The 18,142-nt window shown below is 70.5% G+C and carries 17 protein-coding genes; 9 read left to right on the forward strand and 8 right to left on the reverse strand.

Annotated elements, in window-relative coordinates; all coding sequences use genetic code 11:
* Positions 1-85 precede the first annotated feature (85 nt).
* Positions 86-778 (reverse strand): TetR/AcrR family transcriptional regulator, encoded by a 693-nt coding sequence (locus QTH87_RS00625; protein WP_286606099.1) that lies wholly within the window; start codon positions 776-778, stop codon positions 86-88.
* A gap of 75 nt (positions 779-853) precedes the next feature.
* Between QTH87_RS00625 and QTH87_RS00630 the strand changes: the two genes are divergently transcribed.
* From QTH87_RS00630 to QTH87_RS00645, 4 genes are all read left to right on the forward strand, one after another.
* A complete protein-coding gene (locus QTH87_RS00630) occupies positions 854-2,476 on the forward strand; it encodes an AMP-binding protein (protein ID WP_286606100.1) in 1,623 nt (540 codons plus the stop codon).
* The gene (locus tag QTH87_RS00635) at positions 2,476-5,781 is read left to right on the forward strand and encodes an acetyl-CoA carboxylase family protein (protein ID WP_286606101.1); all 3,306 of its coding nucleotides are present in this window, start codon (positions 2,476-2,478) and stop codon (positions 5,779-5,781) included. Before QTH87_RS00630 ends, QTH87_RS00635 begins: the two co-directional genes overlap by 1 nt.
* Before the next feature lie 67 nt (positions 5,782-5,848).
* The gene (locus QTH87_RS00640) at positions 5,849-6,565 is read left to right on the forward strand and encodes an SGNH/GDSL hydrolase family protein (protein WP_286606102.1); all 717 of its coding nucleotides are present in this window, start codon (positions 5,849-5,851) and stop codon (positions 6,563-6,565) included.
* Positions 6,566-6,688: 123 nt separating this feature from the next.
* On the forward strand, positions 6,689-7,063 hold the full coding sequence (locus QTH87_RS00645; RefSeq protein ID WP_286606103.1) for a hypothetical protein: 375 nt from the start codon (positions 6,689-6,691) through the stop codon (positions 7,061-7,063).
* An 11-nt stretch (positions 7,064-7,074) separates the two neighbouring features.
* On the opposite strand, the gene QTH87_RS00650 is transcribed toward QTH87_RS00645, so the two are convergent.
* From QTH87_RS00650 to purU, 3 genes are read right to left on the reverse strand one after another with little or no spacing between them, the layout of a single operon-like run.
* Positions 7,075-7,800 carry an LrgB family protein gene (locus QTH87_RS00650; protein ID WP_286606104.1) on the reverse strand — a complete coding sequence of 242 codons (726 nt, stop codon included), beginning with the start codon at positions 7,798-7,800 and terminating at the stop codon, positions 7,075-7,077.
* A 4-nt stretch (positions 7,801-7,804) separates the two neighbouring features.
* Positions 7,805-8,164 (reverse strand): CidA/LrgA family protein, encoded by a 360-nt coding sequence (locus tag QTH87_RS00655; RefSeq protein ID WP_286606105.1) that lies wholly within the window; start codon positions 8,162-8,164, stop codon positions 7,805-7,807.
* Between the two features lie 12 nt (positions 8,165-8,176).
* Positions 8,177-9,022, reverse strand: coding sequence for a formyltetrahydrofolate deformylase (gene purU / locus QTH87_RS00660; RefSeq protein WP_286606106.1), 846 nt, complete (start codon positions 9,020-9,022; stop codon positions 8,177-8,179).
* Positions 9,023-9,112: 90 nt separating this feature from the next.
* Here purU and aptA point away from each other — a divergent pair, with 90 nt between their 5' ends.
* The gene (aptA, locus tag QTH87_RS00665; RefSeq protein WP_286606107.1) at positions 9,113-10,447 is read left to right on the forward strand and encodes an omega-aminotransferase AptA; all 1,335 of its coding nucleotides are present in this window, start codon (positions 9,113-9,115) and stop codon (positions 10,445-10,447) included.
* Positions 10,448-10,514: 67 nt separating this feature from the next.
* On the opposite strand, the gene QTH87_RS00670 is transcribed toward aptA, so the two are convergent.
* The 3 genes from QTH87_RS00670 to QTH87_RS00680 all read right to left on the reverse strand — a co-directional run bounded on the left by QTH87_RS00670 (position 10,515) and on the right by QTH87_RS00680 (position 13,126).
* Positions 10,515-11,336 carry a ChaN family lipoprotein gene (locus QTH87_RS00670; protein ID WP_286606108.1) on the reverse strand — a complete coding sequence of 274 codons (822 nt, stop codon included), beginning with the start codon at positions 11,334-11,336 and terminating at the stop codon, positions 10,515-10,517.
* A 154-nt stretch (positions 11,337-11,490) separates the two neighbouring features.
* Positions 11,491-11,802 carry a BTH_I0359 family protein gene (locus QTH87_RS00675; RefSeq protein WP_286606109.1) on the reverse strand — a complete coding sequence of 104 codons (312 nt, stop codon included), beginning with the start codon at positions 11,800-11,802 and terminating at the stop codon, positions 11,491-11,493.
* 106 nt (positions 11,803-11,908) lie between these two features.
* Positions 11,909-13,126 (reverse strand): DUF3108 domain-containing protein, encoded by a 1,218-nt coding sequence (locus QTH87_RS00680; RefSeq protein ID WP_286606110.1) that lies wholly within the window; start codon positions 13,124-13,126, stop codon positions 11,909-11,911.
* Positions 13,127-13,233: 107 nt separating this feature from the next.
* On the opposite strand from QTH87_RS00680, the gene QTH87_RS00685 reads away from it, so the two are divergent.
* Positions 13,234-14,250, forward strand: a complete 1,017-nt coding sequence (locus QTH87_RS00685) for a fumarylacetoacetate hydrolase family protein (protein ID WP_286606111.1) — start codon at positions 13,234-13,236, stop codon at positions 14,248-14,250.
* A gap of 9 nt (positions 14,251-14,259) precedes the next feature.
* Here the strand turns inward: QTH87_RS00685 and QTH87_RS00690 are convergent, their stop codons facing one another.
* Positions 14,260-15,036 carry a helix-turn-helix transcriptional regulator gene (locus tag QTH87_RS00690; RefSeq protein ID WP_286606112.1) on the reverse strand — a complete coding sequence of 259 codons (777 nt, stop codon included), beginning with the start codon at positions 15,034-15,036 and terminating at the stop codon, positions 14,260-14,262.
* Positions 15,037-15,109: 73 nt separating this feature from the next.
* Here QTH87_RS00690 and QTH87_RS00695 point away from each other — a divergent pair, with 73 nt between their 5' ends.
* Genes QTH87_RS00695 through QTH87_RS00705 form a run of 3 tightly spaced genes read left to right on the forward strand, consistent with a single transcriptional unit; the run spans position 15,110 to position 18,115 of the window.
* Positions 15,110-16,891 carry an FAD-dependent monooxygenase gene (locus tag QTH87_RS00695; RefSeq protein ID WP_286606113.1) on the forward strand — a complete coding sequence of 594 codons (1,782 nt, stop codon included), beginning with the start codon at positions 15,110-15,112 and terminating at the stop codon, positions 16,889-16,891.
* The gene (locus tag QTH87_RS00700) at positions 16,888-17,091 is read left to right on the forward strand and encodes a hypothetical protein (protein WP_286606114.1); all 204 of its coding nucleotides are present in this window, start codon (positions 16,888-16,890) and stop codon (positions 17,089-17,091) included. Before QTH87_RS00695 ends, QTH87_RS00700 begins: the two co-directional genes overlap by 4 nt.
* A gap of 43 nt (positions 17,092-17,134) precedes the next feature.
* A complete protein-coding gene (locus QTH87_RS00705; RefSeq protein ID WP_286606115.1) occupies positions 17,135-18,115 on the forward strand; it encodes a Bug family tripartite tricarboxylate transporter substrate binding protein in 981 nt (326 codons plus the stop codon).
* Positions 18,116-18,142 lie beyond the last annotated feature (27 nt).

The raw sequence follows: 18,142 nt of genomic DNA on the forward strand, positions 1-18,142 counted from the left end.
GAGTTCGTGGATGGGCGGGGCTTCGATGGCGAAGCGAATGAGCGGCGCGAGTGGGCCGAGCAAGGCGAATGAGGCGAGCGGGCTTTCAGCGCGCGCGTTCGCGCAGGCCGAGCACGCGCCAGGCCAGGCGGCTGAGTTCGGCCACCACGTCCTCGGGCGGGAGCCGGCCGTCGGGCCGGTACCAGCTGTAGAGGAAGCCCGGCAGGCTCAGTGCCGCGAAGGCGGTGATGCGGGTGTCGCCGAAATCGAGGTCGCCGTCGCGCCGCGCCTGCTCGAGCAGCGGGAAGAGCTGGTCGTAGAAGTGATGCGCCAGCCTCTTCTGCGCCGCGAGGTATTCGGGCCGGTAGACCTGCGGCTCCTTGTAGGCGAAGAAGGCGCAGGGATGGTGCGCCACGGTGGCGGCGATCAGGCGCGAGATGCCTTCCTTGACCTTGTCGACCGCGCGCCGCGAGTCGGTGGCCGCGAAGTCGAGCGCCGTGAAGCAATCGACCGCCGGGCGCCACGAGAGCGTCTCGAAGATCTCCTGCTTGTCGCGGAAGTAGTAGTAGACGAAGGGCTTCGTGACGTCGAGCGCGTTCACGATCTGCGCCATGGTGGTGTTGGCATAGCCCTGCGCTGCGAACAGCTGCGCGGCCGCCTGCAGGATGCGTTCGCGCTGGAGATCGGTGCCCGCGGTGGCGGCGCGCTGCCGGCCGGTTCCCTGGGGCAGGTCGATGCGCCGCCGCGGCACGGCGCCGTGGTCAGCGGGTTTGTGCGGTGTCGCCGAAGTTATACCCATGGGTAGGATGTTGGTGCACCATGCCGCGCTTGGCAAGCGCCCGAGTTCTATCGATAACCCTGAGAGAGTGACGCCATGGAGACAAGCCCCGTGCAGCTACCCGACCGCCCGCAGCAGCCGCTGCATGAATACCTTCGCACCCATGCGCGCGAGCGCGGCGCGCATCCGGCCTGCATCTGGTACGGGCACTCGATGAGCTTCGCCGAGCTCGATGCCGCGAGCGATGCCTTCGCGGCCCGGCTGCAGGCCGTCGGCGTGCAGAAGGGCGAGCCCGTGGTGCTGTTCCTCAACAACTGCCCGCAGTACCTGGTGGCGCATTTCGGCATCCAGAAGATCGGCGCCATCGTCTGCCCGAGCGGCCCGCTCAACAAGGAGCACGAGCTGTCCTATCAGCTCGGCGACCTGCAGGCCCGCGTGATCGTCGCCGCCGCCTCGCTGCTGCCCGTGGTCGACAAGGTGCGCGCGGCCAGCGCACTGACCCATGTGTTCGTCGTGCACTACGCCGACCTGCTGCCGGCCGAGAGCGCGATCGACCTGCCGGCCGAGCTGGCTGCGGCGCAGCGGGAGCCGCGTGTGGTGCCGGCAGGCTGCGAAGATTTCCTTTCGGTGATGCAGGCCGGCGGTCGTCCCGCGCCGGTGGCGCTGTCGCTCGACGATGTCGCGCTCATGACCTACACCTCGGGCACCACGGGCCTGCCCAAGGGCGCCATGCTGAGCTACGGCAACGCGCTCTTCAAGACCCGCGCCGCGGCCGACTGCAATGGCGTCTCGGGCGACGACGTGCTGCTGTCGATCGCGCCGCTCTATCACATCGCAGGCATGCTGATGGGCGTGAACGTGCCGGTGCTGACCGGTGCGACCTCGGTTCTGCTGCACCGCTTCGATCCGCGCGCCACGCTGCAGGCCATCGCGCGCTGGCGCGTGAGCTGGTGGTACAGCATCGCGCCGATGAACGTCGCCTGCATGCAGGTGCCCGACATCTCGAGCTTCGACCTCGCCAGCCTGCGCAGGAATCCGGTCACGAGCTTCGGCATCACCTTCACGGCGCCGCTGGCCGCACAGTGGCGCGGCTTCGCTCCGAACTGCAGCTCCTTCGAGGCTGCCTACGGCCTGAGCGAGACCCACACCTGCGACACCTACACGCCGCACCACGCGCCGCGCTGGGGCACGCAGGGCATCGCCGTGCCCGGCGTGACGATCCGCATCGTCGACGGCGACAGCGGCCGCGACAAGCCTGCCGGCGAGGTCGGCGAGATCGTCCTGCGCAGCCCCGGCACCTTCAAGGGCTACTGGAACAAGCCCGAGGCCACGGCCGCGACGCTGCGCGACGGCTGGGTGCATACGGGCGACATGGGCACGCTCGATGCCGACGGCTACCTGAGCTTCATCGGCCGCTTCAAGGAGATGATCAAGGTGTCGGGCTACAGCGTGTTTCCGGAGGAGGTCGAGACCATCCTGATCAAGCATCCGGGCGTGGCGCAGGCGGCAGCGATCGCCCAGCCCGATGCCGAGAAGGGCGAGGTGGTGAAGGCCTTCATCGTCAGAAAAGCAGGTGCCGAACTCGACGCGGCCGCGCTGATGGCCTGGTCGCGCGACAACATGGCGAGCTACAAGGCGCCGCGCGCGGTGAGCTTCATCGACGCGTTGCCCACTACCGGCGCCGGCAAGGTGCTGCGCCGGCTTCTGAAGGACGCCTGATGATCAAGAAGGTCCTGATCGCCAACCGTGGCGAGATCGCGGTGCGGCTGGTGCGCGCGCTGCGCGACCTCGGCATCGCGAGCGTCGCGGTGCATGCGCGCGACGATGCGCAGGCGCTGCACGTGCAGCTGGCCGACCGCGCGGTCGCGCTCGATGCCACCGGGCCCGCTGCCTACCTCGACATCGCGGCGCTGGTCGCGGTCGCGCGCGCCGAGGGCTGCGATGCGGTCCACCCGGGCTACGGCTTCCTGAGCGAGCGCGCCGACTTCGCGCAGGCCACGGCCGACGCCGGCCTGCGCTTCATCGGCCCCACGCCCGCTCAGCTCGCGCTGTTCGGCGACAAGGCGCGCGCCCGCGCGCTGGCCGCGCAATGCGATGTGCCCGTGATGCCGGGCAGTGCCGGCGCCGTGAGCCTCGCCGAGGCCCAGGCCTTCTTCGCGCTGCAGCAGGCCGATGGCGCCGGCGTGATGGTCAAGGCGGTCGGCGGCGGCGGCGGACGCGGCATGCGCGCGGTGCTGCGCGCCGAGGATCTTCCCGAGGCGCATGCGCGCTGCACCTCCGAGGCACGCGCGGCCTTCGGCGTCGATGGCGTCTACGTCGAGCGCCTGATGCGCAACGCGCGCCACATCGAGATCCAGGTGCTCGGCGACGGCGAGTCCGCGGCGAGCCTCGGCGAGCGCGAATGCACGCTGCAGCGCCGTTTCCAGAAGCTGGTCGAGATCGCGCCGAGCCCCTCGCTGCCCAAGTCGCTGCGCGCGCAGATCACGCAGGCGGCATTGCGCATGGCCACGGCGGTGCGCTACGAAGGCCTCGGCACCTTCGAGTTCCTGGTCGACCCGGAATCGTCGACGCTGCCCTTCGTCTTCATCGAGGCCAACGCGCGGCTGCAGGTCGAGCACACCGTGACCGAGGCGGTCACGGGGCTCGACCTGGTGCAGCTGCAGCTCGCGGTGGCGGACGGACGGCGGCTCGCCGAGCTCGGCATCGAGCCCGGTGGCAGCGCCGCGCAGCGCGGCTTCGCGGTGCAGTGGCGCATCAACGCCGAAACCCTCGATGCCGACGGGCAGGCCCGCCCCTCGAGCGGGGTGCTCGCGCGCTTCGACCTGCCGAGCGGCCCCGGCGTACGCGTCGACAGCCACGGCTATGCGGGCCTCGCGCCCTCGCCGCACTACGACACGCTGCTGGCCAAGCTGATCGTGCACGTGCCTGCGGCGCGCTTCGACGACCTGCTGCGGCGTTCGCTGCGCGCGCTCGAGGAATGCCGCATCGAGGGTGTCGCGACCAATCTCGCGCTGCTGCGTGCGATCGCGCTGCGGCCCGAGTTCGCGACCCAGGCAGTGCACACGCGCTTCGTGGAGGCGCACCTCGCCGACCTCCTGGCGGCCGCCGCGCATTTCGCACAGGCCGACGTGCAGGCCGCACGGCCCGTGTCGGCTCCGATCCCGGCGGCATCGGTGGCCCTCGACGCGCACGACGACGGCCTCACGGTCAAGGCGCCGATGCCCGCGAAGCTCGTGCAGTTCGAGGTCGACGTCGGCGACATCGTGCCGGCCGGCGCGCAGCTCGGCGTGCTCGAAGCCATGAAGATGGAGCACCTGCTGCATGCGCCCGTGGCGGGCCGCGTGGTGGCGCTGCTCGCTGCGGCCGGCGACTACCTGGTCGAAGGCCAGTCGCTGCTGCGGCTCGAGGCGGTCGATGCCCAGGCGGTCGAGGCCGAGGCCGGCACCGAGCGGGACCTGGACGAGATCCGCCCCGACCTGCGCCGCGTGATCGAGCGCCATGCACCGACGCTCGATGCCCATCGCCCGGCCGCGGTCGCCAAGCGCCTTGCGCAGGGTGGCCGCACCGCCCGCGCCAACATCGCCGACCTCTGCGCGCTGGAGGAAGACCCCGGCAACTTCATCGAGTACGGTGCGCTCGCGATCGCGGCCCAGACCCGGCGCCGCACACTCGAGGACCTGGTCGCCAACACGCCGGCCGACGGCATGGTGACCGGCATCGGCAGCATCAATGCCAGGGAGTTCGGGCCGGAGAAATCGCGCGCGGTCGTGATGGCCTACGACTACACGGTGCTGGCCGGCACGCAGGGCATGCGCAACCACCACAAGACCGACCGCATGCTCGGCATCGCGCACCAGTTGCGGCTGCCCGTGGTGCTGTTCGCCGAAGGCGGCGGGGGGCGGCCCGGCGACACCGACATGCCGATCGTGGCCGGCCTCAACAACCACACCTTCAGCCAGTTCGCGGCGCTGTCGGGCAAGGTGCCGGTGGTGGGCATCGTCCACGGGCGCTGCTTCGCGGGCAACGCGGCGCTGCTCGGCTGCGCCGACGTGATCATCGCCACCGAGGGCAGCAACATCGGCATGAGCGGGCCCGCGATGATCGAGGGCGGCGGCCTCGGCAGCTTCGCGCCCGAGCAGATCGGCCCGAGCAGCGTGCAGTCGCGCAACGGCGTGATCGACATCCTCGTCAAGGACGAAGCCGAGGCGGTCGCGGTCGCCCGCCAGTACCTCTCGTACTTCCAGGGCGCCACGGGCGACTGGCAGTGCGCCGACCCGCGCGCGCTGCGCCATGCGGTGCCCGAGAACCGGCTGCGGGTGTACGACGTGCGCGCCGCGATGCGCGGCATCGCCGACACCGGCTCCGTGCTCGAGCTGCGCGCGGGCTTCGGCGCCGGCATCGTCACGGCGCTCGCGCGCATCGAGGGCAGGCCGGTCGGCGTGCTCGCGAACAACCCGCACCACCTGGGCGGCGCGATCGACGTCGAGGCGGCCGACAAGGCGGCCCGCTTCATGCAGCTGTGCAACGCGCACGGCCTGCCGCTGGTGTCGCTGTGCGATACCCCGGGCTTCATGGTCGGACCCGAGATCGAGGCCCAGGCCCAGGTGCGCCATGTGTGCCGCATGTTCATGGTGGCATCGCACCTGCGCGTGCCCTTCTTCGCCGTGGTGCTGCGCAAGGGCTACGGCCTTGGCGCCCAGGCCATGACTGCGGGCGGCTTCGATGCGCCGGTGTTCACGGTCGCCTGGCCGACCGGCGAGTTCGGCGCCATGGGCCTCGAGGGCGCGGTGCGGCTGGGCTTTCGCAAGGAGCTCGCCGCCGCCGCCGAGGGTGCCGAGCGCGACGCGCTGTTCAGGCAGCTGGTGGCCCAGCAGTACGCCAACGGCGAGGCGATCCACATGGCGCAGACGCTCGAGATCGACGCCGTCATCGACCCGGCCGACACGCGCGCCTGGCTGGTGCGCGGCCTGGCCTCGGCCGTCGGGGTGCAGCCCGCGGCCAGCGCTTACGTCGACACCTGGTGAAGGACAAGGCCGCGTCCGCGCGCGGCCCGCAGCGGCGGCCGCTAGACTGGGCCGCTTTGCGAATCACATGAAGTCCCTGCCTCGTCTCGTCGCGGCCGTGTTGCTCGGTGGATGGCTGCTGCTGGCCCAGGCGGCCGGCCCCGTGATCGTGGCCTTCGGCGATTCGATCACCGAAGGCGCGGGCACCCAGGCCGGCTCGGGCGCGGTGCGCTTTCCCGATCGCCTGGCCGAACGCCTGCGTGCACAGCAGGGCGCAGGGGCCGCGTCCCAGGTGCTCAATGCGGGCATCTCGGGCAATCGCCTGCTGGCCGATGGCGTCGGACCCAAGGGCATCGACCGCTTCGCGAACGATGCGCTGGCGCGGCCCGGCGTGACGCACGTGCTGATCCTCATCGGCATCAACGACATCGGCTTCAGCATGCCCGAAGGTGCGCCGGGCCCGATCCGCGGCCAGCCCGATGCGAAGCAGATCACCGACGGCCTGCGACTCCTGATCGACCAGGCCCGCGCACGCGGCGTCAAGGTGCTGCTCGGCACGCTGCTGCCCTTCGAAGGCGCGAGCTACTGGGACAAGGAAAAGGAAGCGCGGCGCGACGCGGTCAACCGATGGATCCGCAATCGGCGCGACGTGGCGGCCGTGGTCGACTTCGATGCCGCGCTGCGCAGTCCGTCCGAGCCGCGGCGCCTGAGCCCGGCCTACGACAGTGGCGACCATCTTCATCCCGGCAATGCAGGCCATGCCGCGATGGCCGATGCGATCGACCTGCGCGCGCTGCGTCGATAGCGCGCGTGCGCGTGGGATGGTCCCGGCGAGCGTCACAGCTCTACACAAGACTTCGCCCGGCGCTTACAGGCGGTTCACATGGGACGCGGAGGATGAAGGCTCCAGCAACAACAAGGAGCTCCCATGAAGAAACTTGCAGTCAGCCTCGCCATCGGTGCCGCATCGCTGCTTTCGCTCGGTGCCGCCGTGATCCCCGCGACCGCGCAGGCGCAACCCGGCGTCGTGGTGCGCGTCGCACCGCCGCCGCCGCGCCACGAGCACGTGCCTCCGCCGCGCAAGGGCTATGTGTGGGCACCGGGCCACTACGAGTGGAGCGGCCATCGCTACGTCTGGCACAAGGGCAGCTACATGCGCGCGCGTTCGGGCTATGCGTACCGCGCGCCGCAATGGGATGAACGCAACGGCCACTGGGAATACCGCGGCGGCGGCTGGGACCGCGACCGCGATGGCGTGCCCAACCAGCACGACCGCCGTCCCGACAATCCGCACCGTTCCTGAACGGCGGGCGCTCAGAACAGCTTGAATGTGAGCGGCATCAGCAGGGCCGCGAGCACCACCTGCATCCCGAGCGCCAGGCCGGCATAGGCCCCCGCATCGGCGTCGACGAGCATGGCTCGGGCGGCGCCGATGCCGTGTGCGGCGGTGCCGAGGCCGAAGCCGCGCGCCGCGTAGCCGGCGGCATCGGTGCCGATGCGCAGCGCATCGAAGAGGTACTTGGCCGAGAGCGCGCCGATCATGCCGGTCAGCACCGCGAACACCGCGGACAGCGCCGGAATGCCACCGATCTTCTCCGAGATGCCCATGGCCACGGGCGCGGTGACCGACTTGGGGGCCAGCGAGACCACCACGTCGTGCGGCAGGCCCACCGCCCATCCGAGCGCAACCGCCGATCCCGCGGCCGCGATGCCGCCGAGCAGCGAGGCGAGCAGCAGTCGACCGAAGCGCGCCCGCAGTTCGGCGCGGCGCTGCCACAGCGGCCAGGCCAGCGCCACCACGGCCGGCCCGAGCAGGAAGTGGATGAACTGCGCTCCGGCGAAGTAGGTCGGGTAGTCGACCCGGGTCAGCAGCAGGCCGCTCGCGAGCACCACCACCGACCACAGCACCGGGTTGGCCCAGGGCGCGCCGCCGGTGCGCATGTAGGCCGCATTGGCGAGCAGATAGACCACCAGCGTCGCCGTGAGGCCGAACAGCGGCGTCGCCGAAAGATAGATCCAGAGCTCGACGAAGCGCGGCATGGGCTCAGGCGTCCGTCGTGGACTTCGCGTGCCGGTCGGGCCAGAACAGCACCAGCGCCGTGACCGCGAGGCCGATCCAGGTCGACAGCGCGATCACGAACAGCATGCGGCCGCCGTACTGGCCGAGCAGCGCGAGGTGCGTCATCACGCCGACGCCCACGGGCACGAACAGCAGCGACAGGTGGGCGAGCAGGAAGTTCGCGCAGGCCGAGACCGGCTCGCGCACGATCTCGAAACGCAGGCCCGCCAGCATCAGCATCATGCCGAGTACCGGGCCGGGCAGCGGCAGCGACAGGCCGCGCGAGAGCAGTTCGCCGACCGACTGGAACACCAGCAGCCAGGCCATGCCGCGCAGTCCTTTCACGGCGGCGGCCTGCTACTTGAAGATCACCGTGCGGTGGCCGTTCAGCAGCACGCGGTGTTCGGCGTGCCACTTGACGGCGCGCGCCAGCACCTGGCTCTCGGTGTCGCGGCCGCGGGCCGTGAGGGCCTCGACCGTATCGGTGTGGTCGGCGCGCTCGACGTCCTGCTCGATGATCGGGCCTTCGTCGAGGTCGGCCGTGACGTAGTGGGCGGTGGCGCCGATCAGCTTCACGCCTCGGTCGTGCGCCTGGTAGTAGGGCTTGGCACCCTTGAAGCTTGGCAGGAACGAGTGGTGGATGTTGATTGCGCGGCCCGCGAGCTTGACGCACAGGTCGTTGCTGAGGATCTGCATGTAGCGGGCGAGCACCACCAGGTCGGCGCCTTCCGATTCGATGATCTCGAGCTGCCGGGCCTCGCCCTGCGCCTTGGTCGCGGCAGTGACCGGGATGTGGTGGAAGGGCACGTTGTAGCTGGCCGCGAGCTGATAGAAGTCGCGGTGGTTCGAGACGATCGCGCGCACGTCGATGGCCAGCAGGCCGCTCTTCCAGCGGAACAGCAGGTCGTTGAGGCAGTGGCCTTCCTTGCTGACCAGGATGACGGTCTTCATCGGCTCGGCCGCCGGGTGCAGCTTCCAGTGCATGCCGAAGTCGGCCGCGAGCGCGGCGATCTGCTCGCGCAGCACGCTCTCGCCCTGCTCGCAGGCAAAGCGCACGCGCATGAAGAACAGGCCCGTGTGGTGGTCGTTGTATTGCGCCGCTTCTTCGATGTTGCCGCCGCGCTCGAGCAGGAAACCGGAGACGGCATGCACGATGCCCGTGCGGTCGGGGCAGGAAAGGGTGAGGATGTACGCGGGGTTCATAAGCGCCGTTATTGTCGCAGGGCACCCGCGCCGAAGCGCCGCCGGTGCCAAAATGCCCGCTTCCGACAGCCCTTCTGCAGGAGTGAACCCATGGCCTTCAACGACTTCAACATGGACAACCAGTGGTTGCCCTTCACGCCCAACCGCTCGTTCAAGAAGGACCCGCGGGTCTTCGTGGCGGCCGACGGCATGGAGTTCACCACGCACGACGGCCGCAAGGTGATCGACGGCATCTCGTCGCTCTGGTGCGTCGGCGCCGGCCACCGCCGCCTGCCCATCAACGAGGCGATCAAGAAGCAGCTCGACACGCTCGACTACGCCACCGCGTTCCAGGTCAGCAACGACCGTGCCTTCAAGGCGGCCGAGATGATCGCCGCCATGGCGCCCGGCGACCTGAACAAGGTGCTGTTCTGCAATTCGGGCAGCGAAGCCGCCGACACCTCGATGAAGGTGGCGCTGGCCTATCACCGCGCCCGCGGCGAGGGCCACCGCAACCTCTTCATCGGCCGCGAGAAGGGCTACCACGGCGTCGGCTTCGGCGGCATGTCGGTGGGCGGCATCCCGGGCAACCGCAAGGTGTTCGGCTCGGCCTTCCTGCCGCGCGTGGACCACATGCGCTTCATCCACGACCCGGTCAACCATGCCTACATCCACAACCAGGAGCCGGTGTGGGCCGAGGACCCGCTGGCCGACCTCGAGCAGCGCATCCTGCCGCTGCACGATCCGAGCAACGTGGCGGCGATCATCGTCGAGCCGATCGCGGGATCGGCTGGCTGGTACGTGCCGCCCAAGGGCTACCTCCAGAAGCTGCGCGAGATCTGCGACAAGCACGGCATCCTGCTGATCTTCGACGAGGTCATCACGGGCTTCGGCCGCATGGGCACCAACTTCGCGTCGGACTACTTCGGCGTCGTGCCCGACATGCTCAACTTCGCCAAGTGCGTGACCAACGGCGTGATCCCGCTCGGCGGCGTCATCTGCCGCGACAAGCTCTACGACGAGATGATGAAGACCTCGGCGCCCGAGCACGTGGTGGAGTTCTTCCACGGCTACACCTACTCGGGCCATCCGGTGGCCTGCGCGGCGGCGATCGCCACGCTCGAGCTGTTCCAGAAGGAGCAGCTGTTCGCCCGTGCCGGCGAGATGGGCACCGTGCTCGGCGATGCCTTCCACAGCGCCTTCAAGGGCCTGCCCAATGTGATCGGCATCCGCAGCCTGGGCCTCGCGGCCGCGGTCGAGCTGGCGCCGATCGCCGGCCTGCCGGGCAAGCGCGCCTACGACATCTTCCTCGACTGCTTCCACAAGGGCGCACTGGTGCGCCCGGCCGGCGACGTGCTCGTCATCGCGCCGCCCTACATCGTCGAGAAGTCGCACATCGACACGCTGGTCAACACGCTGGCGGACGCCATCAAACGAAACGCCTGAAAGGGCCAGTCGCTACCCCCCGAGGGGGCGGCCCGGCGCCGGCCTCGCGCACTGTGGGGGTCGCTGCTCAGCCGGCCGAACGCGGCGGCGGCGCCTTGACGTCGGCGCAGTAGTCCTTCTCGGGCAGCGCCGGCGTGAGCCAGACGGCATCGAAGGCGCCCGCGGCGTTGTCGCCCGGGCCGGCCTGCAGGCGCACCGCCTTGATCGCGACATCGGTGGGCAGGTGCTGCGGCACGCCCAGCAGCTTGTTGCCGTGGCCGGCGCCGATGACCAGCAGCACGGTCTTGCCGGGCACGCGCGCCTTGACCACCGTCTGCGCCATCGCGCGGTCGCGGGCGATCTGGATCCGCGTCATCGGGACGATCTGCGATTCGGGCAGCAGCCTGCAATGGCCGTCGCGCACGGCGTCCTGCTGGGCCAGGCGCGCGGGCTCCGCCAGTTGCGCATCGAGCGAGACGTCGGCCATCGCATCCTTCATGTGGGCGCGCTGAAGGTTGGCCCCGATCACCGGCGCACCGGCTCGCACCGCGGCCATCACGACCGGGCCGTAGGCGGCCCACGGCCAGGCCTTGTCGTTCCAGCTCAGTGCGGTTCGCACCTGCACCTCGGTGGCATCGGCGTGCAGGTGCGCCGTGGTGTTGCCTTCCTCGGCCATCTCGAGCGCCAGCGCGGCGAGCCTGCCGCGCTGGGCCAGCGCCTCGACCGCCTCGCGCTCGATCACCTGGTGCTCGACCGCGTCGTGCTGTTCGCCAAGCAGCAGCGCGTCGGTCGGCAGCTGGGACGCGACGCGGCGGGACGTGGTCGCCTGGGCGTCGAGCGCGCCGGGCGACGAGCAGGCCGAGAGCGCGATCGTGCTGCCGAGCAGCAGCGCCGCGAGCACGGCCGTCATAAAAGGGGAGCGGACGGGCAGCGCCCGAGCTTGGGAAGACGGATGCGGGTTCGGCGTCATCCCGCGATCCTAGCGGCGCCCGGGACGCGGCCCGTGGTCGCTTTCCGATCCGGCATGAGGGCGTTCACGCCGGCTTTGGTGCCAACGTTCGGGCTCAGTGCACTAGCACGGGCGTGTGTGCGAGCTCGGCGTAGCCTTCGAGCGTGTCCTCGACCTCTTCCTGCGTCGGGGTATTGAGCTGCCAGGCCGCGATCTGTTGCTGAAACAGCTCGGCCCACGAGCCGTCGAGGTAGACCTCCTTGCCCGAGCGCTTGTCGACGATCTCGAAGCCGTGGCGTGCCAGCACCGGCAGGTGGGGCGCTGCAGGCGCCTCGCCTTCGGTCGGCTGCACGTGCACGACGACGAAGGACTCGGAGTCGTAAAGCATTTGCATGTCGGGGCCCGTCAGGATGTCGATGGCATTCATGGTGCTTAGATAGCAATCAACGCGCCAGTTTCAATACGGGAGGTCCGGATGTAGGCCCGAGGCTGTTTCCGGGTGTGTTTTTTCGCACGATTCGCCCTTTTCGGTCCTAGATGGGGCCTTGGTCGCGCAGTTGGAGGTCGACGAAGTCGCCATTGGTCTGGGTCTGACGGATGCGCACCGGCAGCCAGCCGAGCACGGGCGCGAGCCACAGCTCGATCTTGTCGTCGAAGGGCTTGCGCGGGTTGCGCGTGAGCTTGCGGGCCTTGAAGACGCCGGCCGGGACCTCGATTTCCTCTTCCTCGCCGACGTTGAAGGTCCAGATCTCGCCATCTCGCGGTCCCACGGTCTGGACCGCGATCACCGTGCCCGGCGGGTAGCGCGTCGGCTCGCCCGCCATCATCGCGCCGAGCTGCAGCACCACGCTGAGGCGGTCCTGCGCGCCGGCCAGCAGCATCACGCTCGGCGCGTTGCTGCTGAAGAAGACCTGGCCCTTCTCGCGATCGAACTGGGACACCAGCTCGGTCTTGCGGGTGTCCGAGAAGCGCTGCGGCTCGATGCCGGTCGGGCCGATCACGCCCGCGCTCTGCTGGCTGCGCAGCGTCTTGAACAGGAAGGTGAGCGCCAGGCGGGCGTCGTAGCGGCTGCCGTCCTGCAGCCAGTCGAGCACGCCGAAAACGCCCTGCAGGGGCTGCGCGCCCTGCTGCGCAGTGGCCGCGAAGCGCAGCCGCACCGAGCCGGGGATCTGCACCGCCACCGGTCCGCCGAACTGGCCCGCCGCATTGCCGCTGCCTGCCGTCGCGCCATTGCCGTTGCCCGAGGTCGCCGCGGGTGCATTCGCGGCACCTTCGGCCGCCGGGCCCGCGCCGCCATCGACGGCGGCCTGGGCGGGCAGGTCGCCGGGCGACGCTGCGGCGGCCGGTGCAGCGTCGGGCGCAGGTTCGGGTTCTGGGGCGGCTTCGGTGACGGGCGCCGGTGCCGGTGCGGCGGGCTTGGGCGCGACCGCCGCCCGAGGTCGCACCGGCCGCGGCGGAGAGGGCGGCCGGGCCGCCGCGGGCGCAGCGGGGGCTGCCGCGGGCGGCGCCGAGGCCGCAGGTTCGGCCGCTGCCGGCGGCGCGGGCGCTGGCACTGGGGCCACCACGATGCTGCGCGTGATGAAGGTCTCCGCCAGCGCCGGGCGCCGCTGCCCCGAGCCCGGGGGCAGCAGGCCCAGCAGCGCCAGGTGGATCAGCACCACGGCCACGGTCAGCAACGCCAGCGCGCGCCAGGGCGGCCGCGGACCCGGCGCGGGACGATGGTCGGAAGAGGGCGCGAACGCGGTGGACATCGGGGATGGAGCGGGCGCGGGCGCGGAGGTTCGCAGGGAGCACCTCGGTACACTGCCGCCCGTCACCCAGTTTAGTAGCGATGCCGCGCCGGCCTCGCCGCCACCCCATGAAACTCGCCACCCTCAAGGACGGTTCGCGCGACGGCCAGCTGGTCGTCGTCTCGCGCGATCTCGCCAGCGCCCACTACGCCACCGGCATCGCGAGCCGCCTGCAGCAGGTGCTCGACGACTGGGGCTTCATGAGTCCGCAGCTCGAGGACCTCTACGGCATGCTCAATGCCGGCCGCGCGCGCCATGCCTTTCCCTTCGATCCGGCACAGTGCATGGCGCCGCTGCCGCGCGCCTACCAGTGGGCCGACGGCTCGGCCTACCTGAATCACGTCGAACTGGTGCGCCGGGCGCGCAATGCCGAGGTGCCGCAGAGCTTCTACACCGACCCGCTCATGTACCAGGGCGGCAGCGACGACTTCATCGGCCCCTGCGATCCGGTCGTGGTCGCGAGCGAGGCCTTCGGCATCGACTTCGAGGCCGAGATCGCGGTGGTCACGGGCGATGTCCGCATGGGCGCCACGCCGGCCCAGGCGCTCGACGGCATCCGCCTCGTGATGCTGGTCAACGACGTCAGCCTGCGCAACCTGATCCCGGCCGAACTGGCCAAGGGCTTCGGCTTCTTCCAGAGCAAGCCGGCGACTGCGTTCAGCCCGGTCGCCGTCACGACCGACGAGCTCGGCGAGGCCTGGCAGGAGGGCCGCGTGCACCTTTCGCTTGCCAGCACCTGGAACGGCCGCAAGGTCGGGCTGTGCGATGCCGGCGAAGAGATGAGCTTTCATTTCGGCGAGTTGATCGCGCACATCGCGAAGACCCGCAACGTGCGCGCGGGGTCGATCGTGGGCAGCGGCACCGTCAGCAACAAGGGCGTCGAGAAGGACGGCCGCATGGAATGGCCGCGCGGCTACAGCTGCATCGCGGAGAAGCGCTGCATCGAGACCATCCAGGACGGCCAGCCCGCGACCGAGTTCATGAGGTACGGCGACACCATCCGCATCGAGATGAAGGGCGCCGACGGCCAATCGGTGTTCGGCGCGATCGATCAGGAAGTGGTCGCGCCGGCGGCGCTTCGCTGACGGCGCGATTCAGGGCAGCGTTGCGCGCAGCAGGTCCTTGAGACCCCGGATGCCGAGCCGGCGAAAGGCCCGGTATTGGTGCGTGCGCACCGTCGTGAGCTCGATGCCGAGCGCGCGCGCCGCTTCCTTGGCGGTCTTGCCGGCCAGCAGGTGGCCGATCACCTCGCGCTCGCGCAGGCTCAGGCCGAGCAGGCGCGAGGCCAGCGCAGGCCCTGCGGCCTCGCGCGCTGCCATGGCGCTGCGGCCATGGGCGGCGGTGGCATCGGCCAGCAGCGCCGCGTGGGCCTCGAGCAGCGCGAACTCCGCGGCATCGAATTCCGGCTGCGCCAGGCTGCGGTAGAAGCTCACGGCCGAGCGCTGCCCGGTCGGCAGCAGCTGCAGCACAGAGCAGCGCTCCCGGATGCCGACGTCCTCGTAGCAGGCGGCGCGATAGCTGGGCTCCGCCACCTCGTCGGCACGGTGGTGGCCGAGCCAGAGCTGTTCGCGCCTGGGCAGCTTGCGGCCGGCCAGCCAGGCCATGTGCGGATCAAAGCGGTCGAAGCGCTCGGCCACGTAGCGCTCGGCGGTGCGTTCGGCCGTGTGGCCGTAGGCGCTGGCGGCCGAGATGGTGCCGATGCGGCCGTTCGCGCTGGCTGCGAAGACGGTGCAGAAGGTCACGGGCAGCACCTGCTGCACCGCGCCCAGGATGCTTGCGGCCAGGTGCGGCGTGCCGATGCCGGCCATGACGCTGGCGACCACCGGCCCGGCCAGGCTTCGGCCGGTCTCTCGCACGGGCCAGCGCTTCATGGAGATGCTCGGGTAAACACGTCGTACGAAGTTACGACATCGGCGCGACCGGTGCATCCGGACAATCCCCTTCATGAACAACGCCGCAGTGCTTCCAACACCCGCCGCCCGTGCCGGCGATGCCGCCGGCGGGCCGCTGCCGCCGCCGCGCGACGAGGCGAGCCTGCCGCCATCGGTGGGCGGCTTCCACTACACGCGCTTCGCGCCCGCTCTGCCGCCGCTCGCGCAAGGCGTCGAGCCCGGACGCCATGCGGTCGTGATCGCGGGCGGCGGGCCGGTCGGCATGTCGCTGGCGCTCGGCCTGGCGAACCACGGCGTGCCGAGCGTGGTGCTCGAGGCCGACGACACGGTCTGCGTCGGCAGCCGCGCGGCCTGCATCTCGCGCCGCAGCCTCGAGATCATCGAGCGTCTGGGCGCGCTGCCGGCCTTCCTGGCCAAGGGCCTGCCGTGGAGCGGGGGCCGCAGCTTCTACAAGACCGAGGAGGTGTTCCGCTTCGAGATGCCGCACGACGATCGCCAGAAGCTGCCGCCGATGATCAACCTCGAGCAGTACTACATCGAGCAGTACCTGCTCGACGAGATCGATCGCCGCAACGCCGCCTCGCCGGGCCTGATCGATCTGCGCTGGGGCACCGAGCTGACCGGCTTCGAGGACGAGGCCGACGGCCTGCTGCTCGACGCACGCAATGCCGAGGGCAGCTACCGACTGCGCGCGGGCTGGCTTGCGGCCTGCGACGGCGGCCAGAGCTTCGTGCGCCGCGCGCTCGGCCTCGAACTGGTAGGCACCGGCTACGAAGGCCGCTACGTGATCATCGACATCGAGCTGCACAGCAGCCACCCGACCGAGCGCCGGGCCTGGTTCGATCCGCCCTGGAACCCGGGCTCGACCGTGCTCATGCACCGCCAGCCCGACGACATCTGGCGCATCGACTACCAGCTGCGGGCCGGCCAGAGCACCGAGGAGGCGCTGCAGCCCGCCGCGGTGCGCGAGTTCGTGCAGCGCCATCTCGACGCCATCGGCGAGGGCCACCTGCCGTGGCACACGGTCTGGACCTCGGTCTACCGCGCCGGTGCGATGACGCTCGAAAGCTATCGGCACGGCCGCGTGATGTTCGCCGGCAATGCCGCGCATGCGATGCCGATCTTCGGCGTGCGCGGCCTCAACTCGGGCTTCGACGATGCCGACAACCTGGCCTGGAAGCTGGCGCTGGTGGCGCGCGGCGTCGCGGACGCGTCGCTGCTCGACAGCTATTCGCAGGAGCGGGTCTCGGCCTTCCACATCAACGCGGAGAACGCGATGCGCAGCACCGAGTTCATGTCGCCGCCCTCGCGCGGCTTCGACCTGCTGCGCGAGGCGGCACTGTCGCTGGCCGGCGCCCACCGCGGCATCGCCAACCTGATCAATCCGCGCCAGACGCAGGCGGTCGGGTACGCCGGTTCGGCGCTCTCGAGCCCGGGCGACGCGCTCGATGCGGGTCCGCTGCCGGGCGAGGTCATGGCCGAGCAGCCGCTGGCCTCCGGCCTGCATCTCACGGACCGTCTCGGGCCGGCCTTCACGGTGCTGGTGCTCAACATGCCCGAGGCCGATGCGGCGCTGGCCGACGAGGTGGCGGCCGCGCAGGCCGGGCCGCTGCCGGTCGCGCTGTGCGAGCTGCTGCCCGGCGAGGCCGCGCCCGAGGTGTTCGCGGCGCTCGGCGCCGCGCAGGGCGCGGTCTACCTGCTGCGTCCCGACGGCCACGTGGCGGCGCGCTGGCGCCGCCTCGAGGCCGGCCTGCTGCAGCAGGCGCTGGGCCGGGCCTCGGCCATTCCATGCCCGCATGCCGCCGCGGCGCGCCGCAAGGAGGTGTCGCCATGAGCGCCCTGGCCCCGGAGGCGCGCGACCGCCTCTATGCCGAATGCGCGCGTGCGATCAGCGAAGCCGGCGGTTCGCGCGAGTCGCTCTTCCTCGCGCGGCTGGCCCTGCTGCTGTTCGAGCAGGTCGGCGACGAGGCGCGCTGCCGGAGCGCGATCGCGCAGGCCCTGGATGGCTTGCCGCAGCCTTCGCTGTCAGCTTGAAGCCTTACATTTCTAGTACTCAAGAAAACAGGAGACTTTCCAGATGGACCGCAGAACCCTGCTCACCCGACTCGCTGCTGCCGCCGCGGCTGCCGGCGTCGCGCCGTGGGCCCAGGCCCAGGGCGCCTTTCCCGACCAGATCATCAAGTGGGTCGTGCCCTACCCCGCAGGTGGCGGCACCGACGTGATCGCGCGCACGCTGGCCGAAGCCATGCGCGTGACGCTGGGCCAGCAGATCGTGATCGACAACCGACCGGGCGCCTCGACCAACATCGGCGCCGAGCTGGTGGCGCGCGCCAAGCCCGACGGCTACACCATCATGTCGGCCGACAACGCGCTGCTGGCATTCAACGAATTCCTCTTCGGCAAGCTGCCCTTCAATCCCGAAAAGGACTTCACCTACATCGGCGCGATCGGCAAGTTCCCGCTCGCGCTCGTGGTGCACCCGGATTTCCCGGCGCAGGACTTCAAGGCCTTCCTGGCCTACGTGAAGGCCAATCCGGGCAAGGTCAACTACGCCTCGCCGGGCAACGGCTCGCCGCACCATCTCGCGATGGAGATGTTCAAGAACCGCACCGGCACCTTCATCACGCACATCCCCTACCGGGGCGCCGCACCCGCGATGAACGACGTGATGGCCGGCCAGGTGCCCGCGATGTTCCTGGACCTGGCCTCGGGCCTGCCGATCATGCAGGGCAAGAAGGTGCGGGTGCTGGCCATCGGTTCGGCCACGCGGTCGAAGCTGCTGCCCGATGTGCCGACCCTGGCCGAGGTGGGCGTGGCGAACACCGAGGTCTTCGCGTTCCAGGGCCTGGTGGGACCGGCCGGCATTCCGGCCCCGGTGGTCAACCGGCTCAACACCGACCTCAATCGCGCCTTCACGGTGCCCGCGGTGCAGAAGCGCTTCAGCGACTTCGGCATGGAGGCGATGCCCGGCTCGCCGCAGCAGTTCGCGGCACTGGCGCGCGCCGAGGCGCTGCGCTGGGGCCCGATCATCAAGGCCGCCGGCATCAAGCTGGACTAGGCCTGTGAGCAGGCCCGAGGCGCCGGC

Source organism: Variovorax jilinensis, assembly GCF_030316885.1.
Lineage (GTDB): Bacteria > Pseudomonadota > Gammaproteobacteria > Burkholderiales > Burkholderiaceae_C > Variovorax > Variovorax jilinensis.

Bases quoted from the DNA above. Each gene is read 5' to 3' on its own strand.
- QTH87_RS00645 (WP_286606103.1), top strand. From the start codon at position 6,689: ATGAAGAAACTTGCAGTCAGCCTCGCCATCGGTGCCGCATCGCTGCTT.
- QTH87_RS00630 (WP_286606100.1), top strand. From the start codon at position 854: ATGGAGACAAGCCCCGTGCAGCTACCCGACCGCCCGCAGCAGCCGCTG.
- QTH87_RS00635 (WP_286606101.1), top strand. From the start codon at position 2,476: ATGATCAAGAAGGTCCTGATCGCCAACCGTGGCGAGATCGCGGTGCGG.
- QTH87_RS00625 (WP_286606099.1), bottom strand. From the start codon at position 778: ATGGGTATAACTTCGGCGACACCGCACAAACCCGCTGACCACGGCGCC.
- QTH87_RS00670 (WP_286606108.1), bottom strand. From the start codon at position 11,336: ATGACGGCCGTGCTCGCGGCGCTGCTGCTCGGCAGCACGATCGCGCTC.
- QTH87_RS00650 (WP_286606104.1), bottom strand. From the start codon at position 7,800: ATGCCGCGCTTCGTCGAGCTCTGGATCTATCTTTCGGCGACGCCGCTG.
- QTH87_RS00700 (WP_286606114.1), top strand. From the start codon at position 16,888: ATGAGCGCCCTGGCCCCGGAGGCGCGCGACCGCCTCTATGCCGAATGC.
- QTH87_RS00695 (WP_286606113.1), top strand. From the start codon at position 15,110: ATGAACAACGCCGCAGTGCTTCCAACACCCGCCGCCCGTGCCGGCGAT.
- QTH87_RS00680 (WP_286606110.1), bottom strand. From the start codon at position 13,126: ATGTCCACCGCGTTCGCGCCCTCTTCCGACCATCGTCCCGCGCCGGGT.
- aptA (WP_286606107.1), top strand. From the start codon at position 9,113: ATGGCCTTCAACGACTTCAACATGGACAACCAGTGGTTGCCCTTCACG.
- QTH87_RS00685 (WP_286606111.1), top strand. From the start codon at position 13,234: ATGAAACTCGCCACCCTCAAGGACGGTTCGCGCGACGGCCAGCTGGTC.
- QTH87_RS00640 (WP_286606102.1), top strand. From the start codon at position 5,849: ATGAAGTCCCTGCCTCGTCTCGTCGCGGCCGTGTTGCTCGGTGGATGG.
- QTH87_RS00705 (WP_286606115.1), top strand. From the start codon at position 17,135: ATGGACCGCAGAACCCTGCTCACCCGACTCGCTGCTGCCGCCGCGGCT.
- QTH87_RS00675 (WP_286606109.1), bottom strand. From the start codon at position 11,802: ATGAATGCCATCGACATCCTGACGGGCCCCGACATGCAAATGCTTTAC.
- purU (WP_286606106.1), bottom strand. From the start codon at position 9,022: ATGAACCCCGCGTACATCCTCACCCTTTCCTGCCCCGACCGCACGGGC.
- QTH87_RS00690 (WP_286606112.1), bottom strand. From the start codon at position 15,036: ATGAAGCGCTGGCCCGTGCGAGAGACCGGCCGAAGCCTGGCCGGGCCG.